This window comes from Ruegeria sp. AM7 (genome assembly GCF_056535965.1).
Genome location: NZ_JBQFJE010000001.1, coordinates 361,719 through 382,434, shown reverse-complemented (window position 1 = coordinate 382,434; position 20,716 = coordinate 361,719). Strand labels below are relative to the sequence as shown.

At 56.4% G+C, this 20,716-nt stretch carries 15 protein-coding genes and 2 pseudogenes; 11 read left to right on the top strand and 6 right to left on the bottom strand.

Annotated features, from left to right (window positions below):
- The first annotated feature begins 70 nt into the window (after positions 1-70).
- Genes ACR3EG_RS01645 through ACR3EG_RS01630 form a run of 4 tightly spaced genes read left to right on the top strand, consistent with a single transcriptional unit; the run spans position 71 to position 3,378 of the window.
- The gene (locus ACR3EG_RS01645) at positions 71-967 is read left to right on the top strand and encodes a branched-chain amino acid ABC transporter permease (protein WP_209197742.1); all 897 of its coding nucleotides are present in this window, start codon (positions 71-73) and stop codon (positions 965-967) included.
- A 2-nt stretch (positions 968-969) separates the two neighbouring features.
- Positions 970-1,941: a branched-chain amino acid ABC transporter permease gene (locus ACR3EG_RS01640; protein WP_480482331.1), complete on the top strand. Its 972-nt coding sequence runs from the start codon at positions 970-972 to the stop codon at positions 1,939-1,941.
- Position 1,942: 1 nt separating this feature from the next.
- Positions 1,943-2,740, top strand: a complete 798-nt coding sequence (locus ACR3EG_RS01635) for an ABC transporter ATP-binding protein (protein WP_480482329.1) — start codon at positions 1,943-1,945, stop codon at positions 2,738-2,740.
- Entirely contained in the window at positions 2,734-3,378 is a 645-nt protein-coding gene (locus ACR3EG_RS01630; RefSeq protein ID WP_480482327.1) for an ABC transporter ATP-binding protein, read from the top strand. The genes ACR3EG_RS01635 and ACR3EG_RS01630 overlap by 7 nt, the downstream gene beginning before the upstream one ends.
- Before the next feature lie 87 nt (positions 3,379-3,465).
- Here ACR3EG_RS01630 and ACR3EG_RS01625 read toward each other — a convergent pair.
- Positions 3,466-3,729: pseudogene (locus ACR3EG_RS01625) on the bottom strand (integrase core domain-containing protein); the annotation flags it as partial.
- Between the two features lie 6 nt (positions 3,730-3,735).
- Here ACR3EG_RS01625 and ACR3EG_RS01620 point away from each other — a divergent pair.
- Positions 3,736-4,031, top strand: a pseudogene (locus ACR3EG_RS01620) (DDE-type integrase/transposase/recombinase); the annotation flags it as partial.
- A 71-nt stretch (positions 4,032-4,102) separates the two neighbouring features.
- Here ACR3EG_RS01620 and ACR3EG_RS01615 read toward each other — a convergent pair.
- Positions 4,103-5,950, bottom strand: coding sequence for a sigma-54 interaction domain-containing protein (locus ACR3EG_RS01615; RefSeq protein ID WP_480482325.1), 1,848 nt, complete (start codon positions 5,948-5,950; stop codon positions 4,103-4,105).
- Between the two features lie 202 nt (positions 5,951-6,152).
- Here ACR3EG_RS01615 and ACR3EG_RS01610 point away from each other — a divergent pair, with 202 nt between their 5' ends.
- The 4 genes from ACR3EG_RS01610 to cynS are packed head-to-tail and all read left to right on the top strand — an operon-like array spanning position 6,153 to position 9,803.
- Positions 6,153-7,544: a CmpA/NrtA family ABC transporter substrate-binding protein gene (locus ACR3EG_RS01610; RefSeq protein ID WP_480482323.1), complete on the top strand. Its 1,392-nt coding sequence runs from the start codon at positions 6,153-6,155 to the stop codon at positions 7,542-7,544.
- Positions 7,545-8,381 (top strand): nitrate ABC transporter permease, encoded by an 837-nt coding sequence (ntrB, locus tag ACR3EG_RS01605; protein WP_170355267.1) that lies wholly within the window; start codon positions 7,545-7,547, stop codon positions 8,379-8,381.
- Positions 8,382-8,393: 12 nt separating this feature from the next.
- Complete coding sequence (locus ACR3EG_RS01600; protein WP_170754386.1) at positions 8,394-9,293, top strand: ABC transporter ATP-binding protein; 900 nt, start codon at positions 8,394-8,396, stop codon at positions 9,291-9,293.
- A 39-nt stretch (positions 9,294-9,332) separates the two neighbouring features.
- On the top strand, positions 9,333-9,803 hold the full coding sequence (gene cynS, locus ACR3EG_RS01595) for a cyanase (protein WP_234899485.1): 471 nt from the start codon (positions 9,333-9,335) through the stop codon (positions 9,801-9,803).
- 400 nt (positions 9,804-10,203) lie between these two features.
- Here the strand turns inward: cynS and ACR3EG_RS01590 are convergent, their stop codons facing one another.
- The 4 genes from ACR3EG_RS01590 to ACR3EG_RS01575 form a co-directional block, all read right to left on the bottom strand.
- Positions 10,204-11,103, bottom strand: coding sequence for a LysR family transcriptional regulator (locus ACR3EG_RS01590; protein ID WP_480482321.1), 900 nt, complete (start codon positions 11,101-11,103; stop codon positions 10,204-10,206).
- A 49-nt stretch (positions 11,104-11,152) separates the two neighbouring features.
- Positions 11,153-12,451: an HlyD family type I secretion periplasmic adaptor subunit gene (locus tag ACR3EG_RS01585; RefSeq protein ID WP_480482319.1), complete on the bottom strand. Its 1,299-nt coding sequence runs from the start codon at positions 12,449-12,451 to the stop codon at positions 11,153-11,155.
- Positions 12,444-14,195 carry a type I secretion system permease/ATPase gene (locus ACR3EG_RS01580; protein ID WP_480482317.1) on the bottom strand — a complete coding sequence of 584 codons (1,752 nt, stop codon included), beginning with the start codon at positions 14,193-14,195 and terminating at the stop codon, positions 12,444-12,446. Before ACR3EG_RS01580 ends, ACR3EG_RS01585 begins: the two co-directional genes overlap by 8 nt.
- A gap of 67 nt (positions 14,196-14,262) precedes the next feature.
- Positions 14,263-18,654 (bottom strand): CHRD domain-containing protein, encoded by a 4,392-nt coding sequence (locus tag ACR3EG_RS01575; RefSeq protein ID WP_480482315.1) that lies wholly within the window; start codon positions 18,652-18,654, stop codon positions 14,263-14,265.
- Positions 18,655-18,902: 248 nt separating this feature from the next.
- Between ACR3EG_RS01575 and ACR3EG_RS01570 the strand changes: the two genes are divergently transcribed.
- Positions 18,903-19,832 carry a LysR family transcriptional regulator gene (locus ACR3EG_RS01570; protein ID WP_480482313.1) on the top strand — a complete coding sequence of 310 codons (930 nt, stop codon included), beginning with the start codon at positions 18,903-18,905 and terminating at the stop codon, positions 19,830-19,832.
- Between the two features lie 161 nt (positions 19,833-19,993).
- On the top strand, positions 19,994-20,689 hold the full coding sequence (locus ACR3EG_RS01565; RefSeq protein ID WP_480482311.1) for a superoxide dismutase: 696 nt from the start codon (positions 19,994-19,996) through the stop codon (positions 20,687-20,689).
- Positions 20,690-20,716 lie beyond the last annotated feature (27 nt).

Genomic DNA, 20,716 nt, shown 5'->3' with positions numbered 1-20,716 from the left:
TTGGATCAGGCAGGGTGCGCCTTGCCTGATCCGCAACCCTCCCCCTCGCAATTCACTTCTGGAGGTAATGGTGCAGACACTCGTCGCGATAAGTGTTGACGGGCTGGGATTTGCGTCCTGGCTGTTCCTTTCATCGGTTGGCCTGACGCTGGTTTTTGGCGTGATGCGCATCCTAAACATCGCCCATGGTGCGTTCTACGCCATCGGCGCTTATAGCGCGGCCTGGATCATCGGGGTCTATATGTCGACGGGCGCGCCGGTGATCGGGACTTTCCTGCTAATCCCTGTGGCGGCCCTGATTGCCGGAACGCTCAGCGGGTTGCTGGTCGAGCGCGGTGTGTTGCGGTTCATGTATGGGCGCGAAGAGGTTCTGATGGTTCTGGTGACCTATGCGGTATTCCTGATCCTGGAGGACGCGACCAAGCTGATATGGGGCACGGAATCGTATGTGGCGTGGCAACCTGCCTATCATTTCGGCACCATCGACATCTTTGGCATTCCGTACACTGTCTACAAATTCATCACCATCGGCACCGCTTTCCTTGTGGGCGCGGCGCTGTTCGTTGTGCTGGGCAAAACCCGCGTCGGGCGGCTGTTGCTGGTTGTCATCGAAGATCGCGAAATCAGCGGCGCGCTGGGGATCAACGTGACCCGGTTCTTTACCGTGACCTTCATCGTGGGCGCGACGCTGGGCGCGCTTGGCGGGGCGATTACCGCGCCCGAAATCTCGGTCTCGCCGGGGATCGGAGCCGAGATTGTCATCCTGTCCTTTGCCGTGATCGTGATCGGCGGCATGGGGTCGATCGAAGGTGCCATGATCGGCGCGCTGATTGTCGGGTTCGCCCGTGCCGCCTCGGTCCATCTCTATCCGCCGGCCGAGCTGTTCTCGATCTACCTGGCCATGGCCGGTGTCCTTGCGGTCAAGCCTTATGGGCTGTTTGCGCTGGCTGAAAGCAGAAAGATTTAATCATGCGTCGTGATCCAACCGAAATCGGGCTGCTTGTAGCCCTTCCGATCCTGATCGCGCTGGCCTTTGTGCTGCCGAAATGGGTGGTGAATTATGTTCAGGTCTCTCTGGGGACCGGTCTGGTGGCTCTGGGCGTGATGGTGCAGATGCGCGCGGGTCTGGTGTCGTTCGGGCAGGGGCTGTATTTCTGCGTAGGCGGCTATACGGCCGGTCTGGCCGCCAAGTTTTTGGGCATCACCGACCTGTTCGTGCTGTTGGCGCTTGGGGTGCTGGCGGCGATGGCGCTGTCTTTTGTACTGGGCTTTTTGCTGCGTCGCTATCGCGAGATCTTTTTTGCGATGCTCAGCCTTGCGGTGTCGATGATCATGTTCGGGCTGTTGTCGCGGACAGAATCCCTGGGCAGTACCGATGGGTTCAACCTGCCGTCGCCCAGCTATCTGGGCTGGCACCCGGATGAAAATCAGGCGTTCGTTGTTCTGTTCGCGCTGACCTGCGTGATCGCCATCGGATGTGCGGTGATCCTGAACCGCGTCCTCAAAAGCCCGATTGGCTATGTGAATGAGGCGATCCGCGAAAACGAGCTGCGGGTGGAGTATCTGGGGGCCTCGGCGCATCAGGTGGTGCATGTGACCTATATGGTGGCTGCGGTTGTGTCCTCGCTGGGCGGGGTGCTGTGGGCGCTGGCACTGGGGCATGTCGATCCGGAAATGACCAACTGGACCACGTCAGGGCAGTTCGTTTTTGCCGCGATCCTGTCGGGCACCGGCAGTGTGGCTGCACCGATGGTCGGCACATTCCTGCTGGAAATCCTGCGCATCTATGCGGTCGAGCTGTCGCCGAACACGTGGCAAATGATCCTTGGCTCTGTGATGTTGCTGATCATCATTTTCCTGCCGCACGGCCTTTGGTCGCTGGTGGCCCGACGCAAGTCCAAATCCGCCCGGTCTGCGGGCACAGAACACGCGGGTGAATGACATGACCGCCATTCTTGAAACCAAAAAGCTTGAAAAACACTTTGGCCCGGTCTGTGCCGCGCGGGATATCAACATTTCGATCCATGCGGGTGAGGTTCTGGGCGTGATCGGATCGAACGGGGCGGGCAAGACCACGTTTGTCAATATGGCAACCGGGTATCTCAAACCCTCATCCGGGCAGATCCTTTTCGACGGGCGCGACATAACCGGGCTTTCGACCCGCAAGATCACGCGCATGGGGCTGTGCCGGTCATTCCAGATCCCGCAGCTTTTCCCCGAGCTGACGGTGATCGAAAACGTCCAGATCGCATTGACCATCGCGGGCAATGCGCGCCCGGCCTTGCTGCGCCCGGCGCTGTCTCCGCAACTGGAAGAAGCAGCCCACACCCTTCTGAAAAAGTTTGGTGTTGACGCATACGCCGCTGATGAAATCTCGGTCCTTCCGCAGGGTGTGCGCAAGCTGGTGGATATCGCCATGGCCACCGTGTCCAACCCGAAGCTGCTGTTTTTGGATGAACCCACCAGCGGGGTCAGCAACGAAGAAAAGGTCGCGTTCATGGCCAACCTCATTCAGGCTCTGAAATCGGCGAATACGGCTGTGCTGTTCATCGAACATGACATGGAGATCGTCGAGGCCTTTTCGCCACGCTGCGTCGCCTTTTACGAGGGCACGATCCTGTCGGACGGCCCCACCCGCGATGTGTTGAACGACCAGAAAGTGCAGGAATTCGTGATTGGATCAGAGTTGCACCGCAAACACCCCGCAGCCGCGGGCCGATCGGAGGCCCAGGTATGCTGAGCATTGAAAACCTGGACCTGTCGATCAACCGCGTTCCCATTCTGCGCTCAGTCAACCTTGAGATTCAGACCGGCAAGACCTGCGGGCTGATCGGGCGCAACGGGGCGGGCAAGACCACGCTGATGCGCGCGATCATGGGTATTCTGGACGCGCAGGGCGGAAGTATTCAGTTCAATCACCGCGACCTGCATACGGAAAAAGCTCATCTGAGGGCGCCTCTGGGGATCGGGTATCTGCCCGAAGACCGACGTTTGGTGCCGCGTTTCACCGTTGAAGAGAATATTCTGGTGCCGCTCTGGGCCACCAAAAGCACCAATCACGCGCGGCTGGATTATGTCTATGACCTGATGCCCGAGATCGCCCGGTTTGCCGACCGCAAGGCCATGACGCTCAGTGGCGGTCAGCAAAAGCTGGTCGCTTTGGGCCGGGCGCTGGTGTCGGGGTCCAATCTGTTGTTGCTGGACGAACCTTTCGAAGGCGTCGCTCCCGCATTGGCCAAACGCCTGATGGAGGTGATCGGAAACCTCAGCCGCGAGAATCTGACCGTGCTGATCGCCGAATCCGATTTCACCCATTCAGAAAGCGTGGTCGACGATGTCTTTGTGATCGAACGCGGGCATTTGGAACGTCAGACCTAAGGCTCCTCACGTCTTGCCAGTTAGACGTCAACGGATGACTAAAGATCCATATCACGGCGGACAGGTGAACATGTCCGTCCTGACGTCTTACTTGATGTGGGTAAAATCGCTGCCGCGGCAGATGACGCAGCCCAGCACACAGCCGGACATGGTCAAGACATCGCCGTTCAGCAGCAGTTTGCCGATATAAGTTTTGTCATTGTCCGGTGCCCAGACTTTCCCGCCGCTATAGACCACGGCTGGCGACTTGCCGCCAAGTGCGCAATGCGGACGCGTTCGGTTGTAGAAATCGATCCATTTTCCGACATCCGCTCTGGCCTCTGAACCTGCTTCCCGGGCGTACCGGTAGCTCAGACTGGGGACAAGTTGCGAAGCTATTTCAAGCCGATCCGCGATCTTGCACCGGGCGCGGCTCATCGAGCACACAAAGGGTTGAACAACCGGGTCGAAGGATCACACAGACCCATTCGAAAGCGTTAAAAGCTCAGGGGGCGCTTTAAGTCGCCAAAACAGGTGCCAAGGTTTCGTGCCACCCACGACCAGTTCAACACCGTTTTTCGACCTCGCCGCTATCAAATCTCCATCGTCTCATTCCGTCACGCCAGAACCGATGCTTTCGGCCTCTGGGAGGTTATGTTGCCGAAATGAACGTCTGGCAGGAACCGGCCCCACCCCTCTCAATCACGCGCAAAAAAGTTGGCAACGCTGTCCTGATTATAGTTAGTTACTCCCATTCGTTGTCTGTAATGCTCATGGTTTTTAAACGCGAAGTCAGAGTAGTTGGCTTCATTCCCAAAAGTGCGGCTGCTCCGTTTGCTCCGGAAACCTGACCACGAGTTTCGCGTAGTGCAGAAACTAGATTTGCGCGGATCAGGTCCTGCATCTGCGCTTCGGTACGTACAGTGGGGTTCGACGCGGTTTCGAAGGTTTGGCCGGCAAGTTCGATCACCATTTTTGAATCCTGCGATACGATGGCGGCGCGCTCCATCACGTTGTGAAGCTCCCTTACATTTCCTGGCCAGTTATAGCCTAACAGTTTTTGCACACCGTGTTCGGTCAGTTTCGGGACCGGGCGGTTCAGTCTTCGGCAGGCAATTTTCAACAAGTGCAGCGATAATGGAGCGATATCCTCGGGGCGGTCGCGCAGTGGTGGGCAGGTGATTGGAAAAACACTGAGAAACAGAAATAGGTCTTCGCGGATGCGGTCCGCCCGACGCGCCTGTGCTTCGGTCAATGCCGTCGCGGCGATAACCCGGATGTCGATGGGCTTTTCCCGAGTGTCGCCAAGACGCTGAACTTTCCCATTTTGCAGCGCTGCCAGGAATTTTCCCTGTATTTCAAGTGGTAGTTCCTCGACATCGTCTAAAAACAGGGTCCCGCCATGGGCCAGCTCCAGCTTGCCGGGCTTGTCCCGAGTGGCCCCGTTGGGGGCGCCGCGAACTTGGCCGAACAGTTCCGCTTCGACCTGCTCCGGCGCGACAGAGCTGCACTTGAAATGGATCAGCGGACGTCGGGCGCGTGCGCTGGCCTTGTGAATTTCGGTCGCGACTAAAGATTTGCCGGTTCCCGTTTCGCCCGAGATCAAAACGGTTGCGTCTGTTCCGGCTACCAGATCAATACGAGTCACGATTTGCCGGATCGCCGGAGATATTCCGATGATATCGTGATGGGCACGCTCTGACGTGATGGCTTCTTGTAGATACGCGTTCTCTTGTTCCAGCCGGTCGCGCAGGGCGGCAACCTCGTCTAACGCTTCGCGCAGCTTTCGTTCGTTTTCTTTTCGTTCAGTAATGTCACGAAAGATGACCACAGCCCCCGCCAAAACTTGTTGATCATAAATAGGGGTCGAGACATATTCGACACGGATTGGCTTGCCGTCCTTGCGCCAGAACACCTCGTCCTCGATGCGGTGCACTTGTTCAAACCGGAACGAACGGTAAATCGGACACTGTCGTGCGGGATAGATTTCACCGTTCAGGTGGTGATGGTGAATCATGGAATGGATGTCTTTTCCCAGCAGGTCTTCGGTCGTCCATCCCAGCATTTCCTGCGCGGCGCGATTGACGAATGTGGTTTTGCCCTCGGCATTGACGCCATAGATTCCTTCTCCCGCAGCGTTCAGGATAAGTTGGTTCTGACGTTCAAGTTCGGCAAAGAAGCCTTGGGTGCGCTGCCATTCGACAAGGCCGCCTCGAAAGGTCTCTGCCGTGGCCGCTTGTTCGGCCCTGCGATCCAGTGTGTCCAAATTGGAAATCGTCATCATCACCCAACCTGGTTTTCCTGGCATCATTCGGGCGCGCAATTCGCAGCGCAATGGCTCCTTAAACGCTGTTGTCAGCGGCACATCGCGTGTCCAGCCCTCGGTCCGGTGGTCGACCTCTTCCATGAAGACGATAAACTGAGGCAGCGCATCGCCCAAGTAGTAGGAAAATGGCAGCGGAACCGTGCCGCCCAGTAAATCGGTGGCGTGACGATTCCAGTCGACAATTCGGTCAGCCGTCGTGTCCAGAACCAAAGCTGCTTCGGGCAAGGCTTGCAGCAGGGAATCGGAGGAAAGCAAATCGAGCGTCATGCTACCAAAGTAATGCCGCAGCGCGGTCCGAGAATACGAGATTTCGTAATTAACGAAATCTCGTAATTTTCTTCCGGGGGAAGTCACATTAACCAACTGACAAACATATATTTTTTAGGGCGCACAAATTTTGGGCGCCCTCTGTTTCGCGATCGGAACGCCTGCCACCATGGCCGCAAATCTAGCGAAACAGGGGAAAATCATGACGATCAAGAGCCTTGGAAACCCGTTCTCAGAAAAGACCGATTTACGCCATGGCGCGGATTGTGGCTGCGATGGATGCCTATCCGGTCACGGGCATGACAAAGATCACGCCGAACCCGAACTCATGTCTGCCGAGCAGATCACCGAGCGTGTCGTCGAAAGTGCAATTGTGCGGTCGATCTTTGGTCAAAGTGACATCAATCGCCGGTCCTTCATGGGGATGTTGGGGGGCGGTACGGCCGCTGCGGCGCTGGCTTCGGTCTTTCCTCTGGATCAGGCCAAGGCAGCCATTCTGGACAATCTGGGAACACCCGAGAAAACCGACCTGAATATTGGGTTTGTCCCTATCACCTGCGCGACACCGATCATCATGGCGCAGCCGATGGGTTTCTACGAACGCTACGGTCTGAACGCGCAGGTTATCAAGACGGCTGGCTGGGCCGTGGCGCGTGACAAGTCCCTGTCAGGGGAATATGACGCCAGTCACATGCTGACCCCGATGCCGCTGGCGATGACCATGGGCGCGGGATCGGTCGCGACGCCTTACATCATGCCCGCCGTTGAAAACATAAACGGGCAGGCCATCGTGCTGTCGAACGAACATCTGGACAAGCGCGACCCGGCCCAGTGGAAGGGGTTCACCTTCGGTGTGCCGTTCGAATACTCGATGCACAACTTCCTGCTGCGCTATTACGTGGCCGAGTTCGGGCTGGACCCCGATGTCGATATCCAAATCCGCGTGGTGCCGCCGCCAGAGATGGTTGCCAACCTGCGCGCAGGGAACCTCGACGGCTATCTCTCGCCCGACCCGTTCAACCAGCGCGCCGTTTGGGAAGGGATTGGTTTCATCCACACTCTGACCAAGGACATCTGGGAGGGCCACCCATGCTGCGCCTTTGCCGCGCCGCAAAGCTTTGCCACCGAATTGCCCAACACCTATGGCGCCTTGCTCAAGTCGATCATCGACGCCACTCAGTTCGCGTCGAACCCGGATAACCGCAAGGACATCTCGGAAGCCATCGCGCCGACAAACTACCTGAACCAACCAGTTCCCGTGATCGAGCAGGTTCTGACCGGCACCTACGCGGACGGCTTGGGTGAAGTGCAGCGCGTACCTGACCGGATCGACTTTGACCCGTTCCCCTGGCACTCGATGGGTGTGTGGATCCTGACCCAGATGAAACGCTGGGGGTACATTGAGGGCGACGTCGACTATCAGGGCGTGGCCGAGCAAGTCTATCTGGCTGCCGATGCCAAGAAGATCATGACCGACCTAGGGTACGACGCGCCGGACGTGACCTACAAATCCCACACCATCATGGGCAAGACCTTCGATCCGAAAGACCCTGAAGGCTATGTCAAAAGCTTTGCAATCGGGAAAGCCTCGTAAATGTTGGACAATCTAACCCTGAACCAGCGCGCGGCGCTGCTGTCGGTGGTGATGCTGGTGGTCGGCCTTCTGATTTGGGAGGCGGCCATCCCCGCCCAGAAAGCCGCCGGAGAGCTCACGGAATACGAGCGCCTGACTGGCGGCGGTGCCCCCAAGGCGGGTGTGCCACCTCCAAGTCAGGTCCTCGCCAAAGCATGGGAGCAACTATCAAACCCGTTCTATGACGCAGGTCCAAATGACAAGGGGATCGGCATTCAGATCGGCTATTCGATCTATCGCGTTCTGACCGGCTACCTGATGGCTGCACTCGTGGCGATCCCCTTAGGGTTCCTGATCGGGATGAGTCAGGTCGCCTACAAGGCATTCAACCCGTTCATTCAGGTGTTGCGACCTATTTCGCCGCTGGCCTGGATGCCCTTGGCGCTGTTCATCATTCAGGACAGTGAGGCAAGCGCGATTTTCGTGATCTTCATCTGCTCGATCTGGCCGATGCTGATCAACACCGCCTTTGGTGTGGCCGGGGTCCGTCAGGACTGGGTCAATGTCGCACGCACGCACGAACTTGGGCCGTTTCGCACTGCCTTTACTGTCATCCTGCCCGCAGCTGCGCCCACGATCATCACCGGGATGCGCATATCCATCGGCATTGCATGGCTAGTGATCGTCGCGGCCGAGATGCTCGTGGGGGGAACCGGCATTGGCTACTATGTGTGGAACGAGTGGAACAATCTCGACCTCACCTCGGTGATCTTTTCCATCCTCATGATCGGCGTCGTTGGCATGCTGCTGGATTCGGCCTTTGCCTACCTGCAACGCGCCGTGGCCTATGCCGAGTAAGGAGCGTTTCAAATGAGCCAACCGTTTCTCAGTATTGAATTGCTGACCCAGCAATTCCCCGACGGTCAAGGGGGCACCCTGACCGTCTTCGAAAACGCCAGCTTTGGCATCGAAAAAGGAGAGTTCGTCTGTATTCTGGGCCATTCCGGCTGCGGCAAATCCACGATTATGAACATCTTAGCCGGACTGGCCGAACCCAGCTCGGGAGTGGTCAAGATGGACGGGTTCGAGGTCTCGGGTCCCTCGCTGGATCGCGGCGTGGTGTTCCAGAACTACTCTCTGCTGCCATGGTTGTCGGCGTTGAAAAACGTGACTTTTGGCGTGAAGGCGCGCTATCCCGACTGGCCTGCTGCCAAGGTCGAGGAACACGCCCGCGCCTTTCTGGCCAAGGTCGGACTTGAAGGCGATGTGGTTCATCGTAAACCCAGCCAGCTTTCGGGTGGGATGCGTCAACGCGTGTCGATCGCGCGGGCCTTTGCAAATCAGCCCAAGCTGTTGTTGTTGGATGAGCCATTCGGCGCACTGGATGCGCTGACCCGCGGCACCATTCAGGACGAATTGCTGAAGGTATGGAGCGAAACCGAGCAGACCGTGTTCATGATCACTCATGACATAGATGAGGCAATCCTGCTGGCTGACCGCATCCTGCTGATGACCAATGGCCCCTTCGCTCGGGTGGCGGAGTCAGTTGAGATCACCATTCCCCGGCCTCGTACCCGGACTGAGATTGTCGATCACCCCAACTATTATGCGATCCGCAACCATCTGGTTCAGTTCCTCGGACAACGTTCCAAGGAATTGGCCGGTCAGGCCAGCGACGGCGCCGCGCAGCGACCCGAGACGGTGACTATCGACCTGACCGAAAAGACCGAGGACCAGAGCAATCCGCAACTGCGCGCGGTCAATGATTGAAAGCGCCAGGAACAGACATTCCAAACAGGAGGAAACCCAATGAAAGACACAATCGAAATCCCAACTATGATGACCAAAGAAGATGTCACCATGATGATCCTGTCGGCCAAGAAGCAGGCTGGACTGACCTGGGAAGGTATCGCTGAGAAAATCGACATGTCGCCGGTCTGGACCCATTCTGCCTGCATGGGCATGAACGCTTTCCCCGCCGACAAGGCCGACGCCTTGGTCGCGCTTATGGCCCTGCCGCAAGAGGCCGCCAGCGTTTTGACTGAGCCGCCAACCAAGGTCTGGGAACAAAGCGTGCCAACTGATCCGTGCATCTATCGCTTTTACGAAATCGTCGGCGTTTACGGCCCGACACTGAAAGCGTTGATCGAAGAAAAATTCGGAACTGGCATCATGTCGGCAATTGATTTCGACATGCAGGTGACGCGCGTGCCGAATGAAAAAGGCGATCGCGTCAAGGTCGAGATGTCGGGCAAATATCTATCCTATAATTCCTGGTAGTAGGGATGAACTTTTTGGATAACCTGGCTCGGGGTCTGCCTTAACGACTTAGGATACGGATGTGTTACGTCCGTTAAGCTGAACGTATCTCGAGTCAGAAATCGGCGCGATGAAAAGAGCGATCTGAGGAACGCTCTTTTCCCAGTCCTGATATAAAGCACCTTGGTTCAAGTAAGAGAGCACCGTGTTCACGACAAGCTATATCGGGAACGCACATTTTAGGATTGGAACGCCGCAGTCTGCCGCACCTGACTTTTCCGAACATGCGGCACGAGAGTTACGCTCGATCTGTCAGATAGCAACAGAGCCAGCGATCTAGTCGAAATGAATTCTGCCTGCCGTCAGTTTCGCCGTTCGGTGAAACCAGTATTGTGCCGGGAATCCATGAAACTTGCGCCGTCTAGGCCGTCGAATAGTACTCATCTTGTATAGATTTTTGGTTGCTTACAGCTTTGTCGAAAATGCCAACTGCTCTTAACGCGTCTGCGGACAGGCCGTCATCGTTGAATCTGCTTAAGTAAAATGTCCCAAGATTTCCGATCTGCGCGTCCAGAAAGCTCAGGTTTCGTGACTTCATTTTATGAACCACAAATAAGTCACCAATACATCCGATCCCGACACCGGCCGAAATGGCATTCAAATATGTACTGATCCCTTCTGCCCGAAACACTGGCTTATACTCAATACCCAAAGATTCGAGTTTGGAATAAAAGACCTTGGAAAATCTTGCGTTATCCGAAAGCTCGACTATCGGCAGTTGAAAGCCCTTCATATTTTCTTTCAGTGAAAAATCCTTGTTTGAAATCCACCGCATAGTAAACGGCCAGCTCTTCTTGAGAAGCGGTGCATTGTCCTCCTGAGTCACCGTATACGCGATGTTTCTCTTCAAACTCCGGATTTTGCTTTCGATGTCTTCGGAATTCAGCAATTCGATAAACAAGGACGACAGGCTGCCATCTGTTCCTGAGTTGAATATCTTGTAAGGGTTCAAGAAAGATTCGACGGTCGACACGAAGGAAATTTGAACCGGCTGAATACGCGCTGGATCGCAGATACTGCGAATGCGATGGACATTTCGGAGGATCTCTTGACTGCAATCCAACAATTCGCGGCCGTTATCTGTCAGGGTTAAGCTGGCGTCACCGTTTTCGAACAGGTCAAACCCGACCAACGCTTCCAGCGAGCGTATTCTATTGCTTATTGCTGGCTGGGACCGCCCTAATTCTTTTGCGGTTTTTGAATAGGATTTAACCCGACACAAGATCGCAAAGGACTCAAGAGCCTCTAGTGAAATACGCATTGATTTGGCCTGTAAACATGCCCCGCCACAAACGGGCGGGGCAGGGTTTTTATTCGTCGCGGAATGTCTTGGTCATTGCGTCACGAATGGGCCGTGACAGGTATGAGATGACCAGGCGTTCTCCGGTTGAAACCAGTACTTCAACGGGCATACCGGGAACCAGATCCTTGTTTTCAATCTTTGAAAACTCGGCTTCCTGAATTTCCACTTCAGCGCTGTAGTAGACCGCGCCGGTCGCGGGATCCGAAAGCGTATCAGCCGAGACCCACTTTACCGATCCATTTAATTCCGGAGTTTGGTTGAAGTTGAAGGCGGTCAGCCGAACGCGGGCTTCTTGACCGGGCACGACGCGGTCGATTTCTGTGACGGGAATGTTGGCCATCAGGATGGGCTGCTCGGCCACAGGCACAATATCCATAAGCGCCTGACCCGGAGCGACAACCCCACCTTTTGTGTGAAAACCAAGGTTGAGAACCCGGCCATCCAGCGGAGCAAGAATCTGGCTGCGGGCAATACGATCCTCAGCCGTTGTTTTACGCTCCAACGCTTCACGCAACCGCTGAGAGACATCGGACAATTCGGTCGACACTTCTTCTCGTGAGGTTGCTGCGTTACTGACCAAAGCACTTTCCACCTCGGCTATCTGTGCCATGACACTGTCGATCTGAGCCGTGTTCGTGGACAGGCTGGCCTCGATATCCAATGCCGCCCGGCGGACCTGAAGCAGACGGGTTACGTTCGCCAGGCCTTTTTCGTTCAAAATCGAAACAGTCTCGAGTTCTTCCTGGGTCAGCGATTTGTTGGCTTCTTGAGATTTAATCTGGCTACGCAAGCCTGCGACCTGCGCCAAAAGGGCCTCTTTCTGAGTTTCCAGCTGGGCTATGTTCGCGTGCTTAGCCATCGAGCGGCTTTCGAACAGCTGTGCTTCGCTTTCAAAAATCTCCTTGTAGTCTGCGGTTTGGGCGAACTCTGCAGCGGAAGACATGAAGTCCTGCGCGTTCAACTCGGCCTGCAAACGCGCTTTGCGGACAGTCAGGGACGCGATCTGGCTGCTGAGCGCATTCAGTTCCGCCTGTTCACGCGTAGTATCGAGACTGACAAGAATCTGACCTTGCTTGACCGCGTCGTCTTCTGACACGTGGATCTCGTAGATGATCCCACCTTCCAGATGCTGCACCGTTTGGCGATCTGTCTCCAGCGCGACCATGCCGGGGGCTACAATGGCGCCGTCGATCCGGGTTGCCATCGACCAGTAGCCCAATCCGCCCAACATCAGGCTCATGGTTGCCACACCCAAAAGAACCCAGTTGCCGATCTTGTCTGCCGGAGCTGTCTTTGCGTTACGCATTGGTCTTGCCCTCACGTTTTGGTGCCGCATTCTCGGCGCTTTCGGTTGATTTCTTGTTGCGGTTTTCGGAGTATGTCCGAAGGATTTCATCCCGCGGGCCGTAGGCCGAAACCATGCCGTTATCCATGACAAGTACCTTGTCAGCCTGATTCAGGGCGCCCAAACGATGAGCAATCATGACAACGGTACGGCCCTCACTTTTGAGGCGATCGATTGTCATGGCCAAGGCCGCGGAACCTGCCGCGTCCAAATTGGAATTCGGCTCATCCAGCACGATCAGAGATGGGTTCTTATACAGAACCCGGGCCAATCCGATCCGCTGACGCTCGCCTCCGGACAATGCGCTGCCGCTTTCACCCAGTGGTGTGTCATACGCATTGGGCAGTTTCAGGATCAGGTCGTGAGCGTTGGCCGCCTGCGCTGCTGCAACGACATCTTCGTCAGATGCGTCTGCCTGAAAACGGGCGATATTCTCGCGTACCGTTCCGTCAAACAGTTCCACAGTCTGAGGCATGTAACCGACCGAGTCCCGCAGTTGAAGCGCGTTCCAATAGTTCATGTCCGCGCCGTCCAGGCGCACGCTGCCTCGGTTCGGCTCCAAAGTACCGACAATCACGCGCGCGAGGGTGGACTTACCTGATCCGCTGGGGCCGATGACGGCCAGAACTTCACCCGGGTCCAGCGCAAGCGATACATTCCGCAACACGGTAGACGCGCCGTCTGGGGTTGTAGCAAAGACGTTTTTCAGTTCCAGAACGCCGCGGGGTTGAGGCAATTGAACCGAAGGCTGGGACGGTGGGTAATCCTCGAGAAGAGAATTCAGTCGCTTACGCGCGGCAGTAGCCAGCACATATTGACGCCAGCTCCCGATCGCCTGTTCGGCCGGGGCCAATGCGCGACCGACCAGAACGGATGCGGCAATGATCGAACCGGCACTCAGATCGCCTGAAATCGCCAGATACGCACCCAGACCCAGGACTGCGGACTGAAGGACCAGACGAACAGTACGAGAGATCGAAGACAGGGTTGCCGCCATGTCGCTGATCTGGCTTTGTTTGACTTGGGCCTGGCCGTTCAGGCCGTTCCAGTGGTCATATAGATCGTCGCGCATCCGCATGGCGTGTGCCACTTCATGGTTACGTGACACGTCATTCAGCACGCGGTTGCTGCGGGTTAGGAATTGATTGGCCCGTGCAACACCGCGCTGGGTCAGAACGTTGTTCACCATGGCAACAACCAGCAGGAACGCGACGCCAGCCAAACCGGCATAGCCCAGCCAGGGATGCAGAAGATAGGCAAAACCAAGGTAGATCGGTGTCCACGGCGCGTCGAATATAACGGCCGGGGTCGAACCGCCCATGAAATCACGCAACGTACCAAGGTCACCTACGGCATCGCGCCCTTTGGCACCACCTTCTTTGACCGACCGCTCGATCTGCGCCTGGAAAACGCGTTTCTCCAGAGTGTTGCCCAGCCGGTTGCCGATGCGGATCAGGATACGCGACCGGACCAGGGACAACACGCCGAACACAAGATACAGCCCCAACATCAACACGCTCAGACCGAACAGGGTCTGGTAGCTTTGGCTGGGCAGTGCCCGGTCGTAGACCAGGATCATAAACAAAGGACCGGTCAACATCGTCAGGTTGATCACCATACTGATGGCGCCGGTGGCAAAAAGGCCCGGGCGAGCAGCACGAAACGCTTGCTCAAGCTCGGTACGTTTGAGGGGACTATGGGACATGGTGGCCCTCTTTCTGACATAAAGGAATGGAACGGCGGCGACCGTCTAGGCCGCCGCCGAGTTTGGGTTAGACCAGAACGTTGTCTTCGTTCAGATCGGCCAGCTGGACACCAAGCAGCGTGATGCTGCCTTCGGCACCCAGGTCGATGACAACGTCATCACCGTCCTGCGACGCAACCGCGGCCAGATCCGCGAATTCGTCGAGATCGAACGCTGCCGAGGTCAGGTCCAGAGTGTCGCCGTTGGCAAAGGCTTCGAAGTCAGCAATGACATCGTCACCCAGTCCGGCTTCGAAGACGAAGGTATCCGCACCGCGGTTGCCTTCCAGACGGTCGTTGCCGGTGCCGCCGTTGATGATGTCATCACCGGTACCGCCGCAGATCTCGTCGTCTCCCGCACCGCCATCAATGATGTCGTTGCCGCGGCCGCCTTCGATCATGTCGTTGCCCAGACCACCGTCGAGGATGTCATCACCACGACCACCGTCCAGAATGTCGGCACCTTCGCCGCCTTCCAGAAGGTCATCGCCGTTGCCGCCATCCAGGTTGTCGTCGCCCAGTCCACCGATCAGATCGTCGTCACCGTTGCTGCCGATAAGCTGATCGTTTCCGGCTTCGCCGTCCAGATCATCATCGCCATTGCCACCGTCGACAACATCGTTGCCTGCACCGGCTTCGACAACATCGTCACCATTACCGGCTTCGATTTCGTCGTCACCGACGCCGCCAACCAGATCGTCGTCTCCGTTGGTGGGTGCAACAACCACTTCTTCGGCGAAGACAAAGTTCTCAGCGACCAGCTCGTTCGGGGCAACCCCTTCGAGCGTGACCTGATCACCATTGCCAAGGTCGATAATGGTGTTTTCACCGTCTGCCGTGATGTTCAGCTCTTCGAGCTGCGTCACACCAAAGTCCGACACATCCAGGAAGTCACCGTCTTCAACGCTGGTCGAGAAGTCAGCCACGACGTCGAAGCCCGTTCCGCGACGGAACGTGAACGTGTCGCGACCGGACCCACCGATCAGGGTGTCGTTGTCGGCACCGCCATCCAGGATGTCGTCGCCACGACCACCGTCGATGATGTCGTCACCTGCGCCACCGAACAGCTCGTCATCGCCACCTTCGGCAATGTCGATCACGATGCGCAGCAGCTGCTCTTGGCCGTTGTTGCGGGTGAAGTCACCTTCGATCGGGTCAACAATCGTATTGGCAGCAGTTGTGCCACCCAGAATGTTGACAGGCTCGCCATCGGGGTTGCCTTCCGAACCGTTGAAGCCCGGGTGCTGACCCACGACACCGTTCTCGACGATACCCTGATCACGCGCGGTCTGGTTGAGGAAGGCGGCGCCTTCTTCATTGTTGACCTCGGTGCCAGCGTCCAGAACGTCGTTGCCGAAGCGTTCGATGACAAGCGGCCCCAGGAAGTTGCCCTCTTCGTCGAAGATCGGATCAGCCAAGGCGTCATCCGGCACGGCCAGGAAGGCGTCGTTTGACGGGATAACCATGGTTGCCCAGGTAAAGAAGCCCTGCCCAACCTGAGCCGTGTTGACGTTCAGCGTGAAGCTGGCCGTTTCACCCGGATCAATCGGTCCCGGCGCACCGAGGCCACCCAGAATGGTCGCATCCACACCGTTGTCACCAACCTGCTGGTTGAATTCAGCCGCAATGCCTTCGACGCTGCCATCTTCTGCCAGACGTTCCAGACCCTGGCTTGCCGCTTCACCTTCGGTAAACAGGTCAAAGCTCTCGCCATTGTGGAAGCCGAACCACACGGGGGTCAGGAAGGTTCCGCCTTCGCCCAGAGTGTTGGTTACCGTAACGGTAATCGCTTCGCCGTCACCAACCGCGTCACCACGGATGACATCGTTGCCTGCACCACCATTGATGACATCGTCACCAGCAGCACCTGCCAACAGGTTGTCACCATCGTCACCAGTCAGGAAGTCGTCATTTTCCGAGCCTGTCAGGTTTTCGATGCTGATCAGCTGGTCCGCAACCGCATTGCCGTTGGGTGCTGCGTAGGTTGCAGTACCGTTCGCCAGGTTGGCTGTGACCGAAGACCCGATGTCCTGGAAATCAGCAGTGTCGATACCTTCACCACCATCGGTGATGTCGTTACCGCCGCCGCCTTGCAGGACGTCGTTGCCTTCGCCGCCTTCCAGAATGTCGTTGCCACCACGGCCAACCAGAAGGTCGTTGCCGTCGTTGCCGGTCAGGGTGTTGGCGCCGCTGTCACCAAACAGCTGGTCGTCATTGGCAGACCCATCCAGGTTTTCAAAGCCGTCGAAGTTTTCGAAGATCGTGACGTTTTCATTCGGCGCGTAAGATGCGCTTCCTGTTGCCAGATCAGCAATCACTTCGGCACCGATGCCCTGGAAGCTGTTGGTGTCGATACCTTCGCCACCGCTCAGGTCATCCAGACCGCCGCCGCCAGCGATGAAGTCATCACCTGCACCACCGTCGATGGTGTTCGGTGCAGCACCTGTCGCAACAATCTCGTCATCGTTGGACGAACCGGTGATGTTCTCGATGTTGGTGAAGGTTTCCTCAATCAACGGACCGTTTCCGCCACCGCCATTGTACACGGCCGTACCGCTGCCATCAGCAGCCAGCGTGACACGAACACCTGCGATCGTCGGATCTTCGGCACCCAGGTTGATGTTGGAGAAGTCGTTGGTGTCGAAGCCTTCGCCGCCGTCGATGACGTCGGTTCCGCCGCCACCCAGCAGGGTGTCGTCACCTTCGCCGCCGTTCAGGATGTCGTTTCCTGCGCCGCCGTCCAGAAGGTCATCGCCAAGCCCACCGTTCAGAGTGTCGTTTCCGGCACCACCCCGCAGGATGTCGTCACCGTCCAGACCATCAAGAACGTTGTCATTGTCGTCGCCAATGATCTCGTCACCGTCATTCGAACCGATGACGTTTTCGATGCTGGTCAGGGTATCGGTTTCAGAGACTGCTTCGGTCACTTCTTCGATGTTGGTCACACCCGAGGGGTTAAAGGAGACTTCGTCGGCGCTTGCCAGGAAGCCACCTGCGTCAACCAGCGAGTCACGCACAACCGGGCCATTCTGACCGGCAGGTGCGTTGTGCAGGTGGATCGCGGAAACCACGCCTGGGATCGGGGTCAGCAGGTCGGATACGGCCAGGCCGGTTACCGACAGTTCGGACGAGTAGGTTGCCACGCCGTCAATAACAGTGACGGTCACGGTCGCCAGTCCGGTTGCTTCGGAATCCGACAGCGGGCCGGGTTCTTGTGCTGCGTCCAACCGCGCGGTCAGAACGACCGTACCGTTGCCGTCCTCGTCCAGGTTGTTTTGAGCAACCAGCAACTGACCACGGATCTCACCACCGGGGAAGTCCTCGGTGTGGATGTTGTAGTACAGCTCTTCGGCAAGCGCTTCGTCAACCAGGCTGTCGTTCGGATCAGCAAAGTTCACGAAAGGTGCGTCTTCAATCGAGACCGAGAAGCCGGTTTCGCGTGTTGCTGTTCCTTCAAGCAGGTCAACACTGACAGGAACGTCGATGTCGTTAAACGCGGCAGTGTCGATACCTTCGCCACCATCCAGAATGTCGTCGCCCAGACCACCGGTCAGAACGTTGTCATTCTCGTCACCGATCAGGTTGTCAGGATCGTCGGAACCGATGATGTTTTCGATGCTGGTCAGAGTGTCGGTTTCGGTCACGGCATCGGTTACGTCTTCAACAGACAGAACGCCCGACGGGTTTTCCGAAACTTCTTCTGCGCTTGCCAGTTCGGCGCCTGCGTCAACCAACGTATCACGTACAACCGGGCCGTTCTGGCCAGCGGGAGCGTTGTGCAGGTGGATGGCAGATACGACGCCTGGGATCGGAGTCAGCAGGTCAGATACGGCCAGACCAGTTACCGACAGTTCCGACGAGTAGGTCGCAACGCCGTCAACGACGGTCACTGTGACAGTCGCCGTGCCGGTTGCCAGAGAGTCAGACAGCGGGCCAGGTTCTTGCGCCGCATCCAGTACCGCGGTCAGGGTCAGCGTACCGTTGCCATCCTGATCCAGGTTGTTTTCGTCGACCAGCAACTGACCACGGATCTCACCAGCTGGGAAGTCGGCGGTGTGGATGTTATAGTACAGGTTTCCGGCCAGCGCTTCGTCTACCAGGCTGTCTTCGGGATCGGCAAAGTTTACGAAAGGTGCTTCATCGACCGTGACCGAGAAACCGGTCTCGCGTGTTGCCTCACCTGCGGGCAGATCAACTTCGACTGGGACGTCGATGTCATTAAAGGCTGCAGTGTCGATACCTTCGCCGCCGTCCAGCATGTCATTGCCAAGACCGCCGATCAGAGTATCGTTGCCGCCGAGACCTTCAATCTGATCATCACCACCCAGACCGTTGATAATATCGTCTCCGGGTGTTCCCATCAGTTGATTGTCGTTATCGTCGCCTTCGATAATCGGGTTCATTATTTCTTCGGGGTTCATTTTGCACTCCAAGCTAATAAGTAAACGCTGTTGCGCTCACGTCGGGTAACCTGCGCTTGGAAGAAACCGTCTCAACTGTTCAAAAATGAAGGGGGGATCATCAATTGGGTTGTGATCCTGAACTATTTATTAACGCGCTGTTTTAAAGAGAATAATTTTTTCCCCTCACGAAGTCACAAGTAAAGTTGAAGACGGTTTTTTTCCCGTGGAAATGTGAAAAAATAGGGAATGATCAAAGGTATGACCCCATGAGCGACAACGGCCAGCTATCAGATGATTTCCAGAAAATTCCTGTCCAAGATTGGGATTTGTTGCGGTTTCTGGTGTGTGTTGCGCGCTCGGGCAGCATCGCTACGGCCTCGACGCAGCTTTCGGAAAGCCCGGCCACAGTGGGGCGTAAGTTACGTGAGCTGGAAAAGTCGCTTTCTTTGCCACTGTTCGAGCGCGGGTCCAGCGGTGTTACGCTAACTCCCATCGGTGATGATATCCTGCAAATCGCGCAACGGATCGAAACTGAGCTTTGCCATATGGGTGAGGTGGCCCGTGGTCATCTTGGCTTTAAGGGCAGCCGTGTTTCCGTCACCGCACCAGAGGGGTTCGGTGCCTCGGTGCTGGCGCCTAAACTCATTGAATTCCATTCGCTGAACCCGCACATCAAGATCGACCTTTTGTTGTCGAACAAAAAAACCAACTTGCATAACCGCGAGGCTGATATTGCCGTGCGGTTGGGTGAGCCCGAAGCGTACCGTGTCAACAGCGAGAAGTTGGGTGTTGTAAAATTCGGCATATACGCATCGCGAGAATATTTGTGCGATTTGGAACCGATCCGGTCACTAGAGGAATTTCTGGGTCACAACGTCATCGTGGCCACGGGCGCGCTAAGTCAAACTGTACAGGAAACCGAGTTTCGTAAAATCACTGGTAAGTGCAATGTTGCTGCCAGAACAGACAATGTGAATGCCCAACTGATGGCCGTGAGGAGTGGGTTGGGATTTGCCGCGCTGCCTAAATTCATGGCGGCGGGTCACCCGGATCTTATCGAAGCCCTGCCAGGCTTTCTGACACAGTCATTGGACTTATGGATACTAACCCATAGTGACATCGCGCCTTATCCGCATGTCCAAACGACAACTGAATTTCTGACCAAGATCTGCAAAGATATTGTCGAGCTGGAATAATCAATTAGCTAGTTCCGAACGAATATCATATATTAATGCGACCCTGTTTGCCGTCGGGCACTGCGGCGATTTGTACATCCACCTTTCCGAATAAAACCCCCGCGTAGGTGTTTTAGGGACATCTGTCGGGTCCATCGACAGACAATGGAAAGGAATGAAAAATGACTCTCTCACGTCGCGGTTTTCTTGCGTCTGCCGGCTCGGGCTTGTTGGTCGCAGCAACGCCTGCCTTGGCAAAATCGGTAAGCGCTGGCGAAGCCTACTCGCTGCCGTCCCTTGACTACAGCTACTACGCTCTGGAGCCCGTTATTGGTGCGGAAACCATGGAGTTGCACCACAGCAAACACGCTGCTGGTTATGCGCGCAACCTGAACAAGCTGATCCCGGGGACAAGCCTTGAAGGTCAATCTCTTGAAAGCATCATCAAGACTGCAGCAGCGGATCGTGGCAAATACCAGACTGTTTTGAACAATGCCGGTCAGCATTGGAACCACTCGGAATTCTGGAAAATGCTGGTCCCCGGCGGCACCGGTGTACCCGGAGCTCTGAAGAAGAAGATCGAAGGTGACTTCGGCAGTTTCGAAGCCTTCCGCGAGCAGTTCATCAACGTATCCAGTAAACAATTCGGGTCCGGCTGGGGTTGGCTGGCTGTCGACACGTCGGGAAAACTGGTTGTCCTTTCGACACCGAATGGTGAGAACCCGCTGGTGCACGACATGTTCCCTCTTTTGGGCGTCGATGTCTGGGAACACGCTTACTACGTTGACTATCGCAACCGCCGCAAAGAATACGTTGCTGCTGTTGTCGATGGCATTGTCAATTGGGAATATGTGGACGCGCGTTTGTCAAACGCCTGATTGTCATCATATTAGAAGCCCAGAAGT

What these genes read in the sequence shown, in the direction of transcription:
- ACR3EG_RS01635 (WP_480482329.1), top strand. Translation starts at nt 1,943, where the DNA reads ATGACCGCCATTCTTGAAACCAAAAAGCTTGAAAAACACTTTGGCCCG.
- ACR3EG_RS01565 (WP_480482311.1), top strand. Translation starts at nt 19,994, where the DNA reads ATGACTCTCTCACGTCGCGGTTTTCTTGCGTCTGCCGGCTCGGGCTTG.
- ACR3EG_RS01570 (WP_480482313.1), top strand. Translation starts at nt 18,903, where the DNA reads ATGAGCGACAACGGCCAGCTATCAGATGATTTCCAGAAAATTCCTGTC.
- ACR3EG_RS01640 (WP_480482331.1), top strand. Translation starts at nt 970, where the DNA reads ATGCGTCGTGATCCAACCGAAATCGGGCTGCTTGTAGCCCTTCCGATC.
- ACR3EG_RS01600 (WP_170754386.1), top strand. Translation starts at nt 8,394, where the DNA reads ATGAGCCAACCGTTTCTCAGTATTGAATTGCTGACCCAGCAATTCCCC.
- ACR3EG_RS01615 (WP_480482325.1), bottom strand. Translation starts at nt 5,950, where the DNA reads ATGACGCTCGATTTGCTTTCCTCCGATTCCCTGCTGCAAGCCTTGCCC.
- ACR3EG_RS01610 (WP_480482323.1), top strand. Translation starts at nt 6,153, where the DNA reads ATGACGATCAAGAGCCTTGGAAACCCGTTCTCAGAAAAGACCGATTTA.
- ACR3EG_RS01590 (WP_480482321.1), bottom strand. Translation starts at nt 11,103, where the DNA reads ATGCGTATTTCACTAGAGGCTCTTGAGTCCTTTGCGATCTTGTGTCGG.
- ACR3EG_RS01630 (WP_480482327.1), top strand. Translation starts at nt 2,734, where the DNA reads ATGCTGAGCATTGAAAACCTGGACCTGTCGATCAACCGCGTTCCCATT.
- cynS (WP_234899485.1), top strand. Translation starts at nt 9,333, where the DNA reads ATGAAAGACACAATCGAAATCCCAACTATGATGACCAAAGAAGATGTC.
- ACR3EG_RS01575 (WP_480482315.1), bottom strand. Translation starts at nt 18,654, where the DNA reads ATGAACCCCGAAGAAATAATGAACCCGATTATCGAAGGCGACGATAAC.
- ntrB (WP_170355267.1), top strand. Translation starts at nt 7,545, where the DNA reads ATGTTGGACAATCTAACCCTGAACCAGCGCGCGGCGCTGCTGTCGGTG.
- ACR3EG_RS01585 (WP_480482319.1), bottom strand. Translation starts at nt 12,451, where the DNA reads ATGCGTAACGCAAAGACAGCTCCGGCAGACAAGATCGGCAACTGGGTT.
- ACR3EG_RS01580 (WP_480482317.1), bottom strand. Translation starts at nt 14,195, where the DNA reads ATGTCCCATAGTCCCCTCAAACGTACCGAGCTTGAGCAAGCGTTTCGT.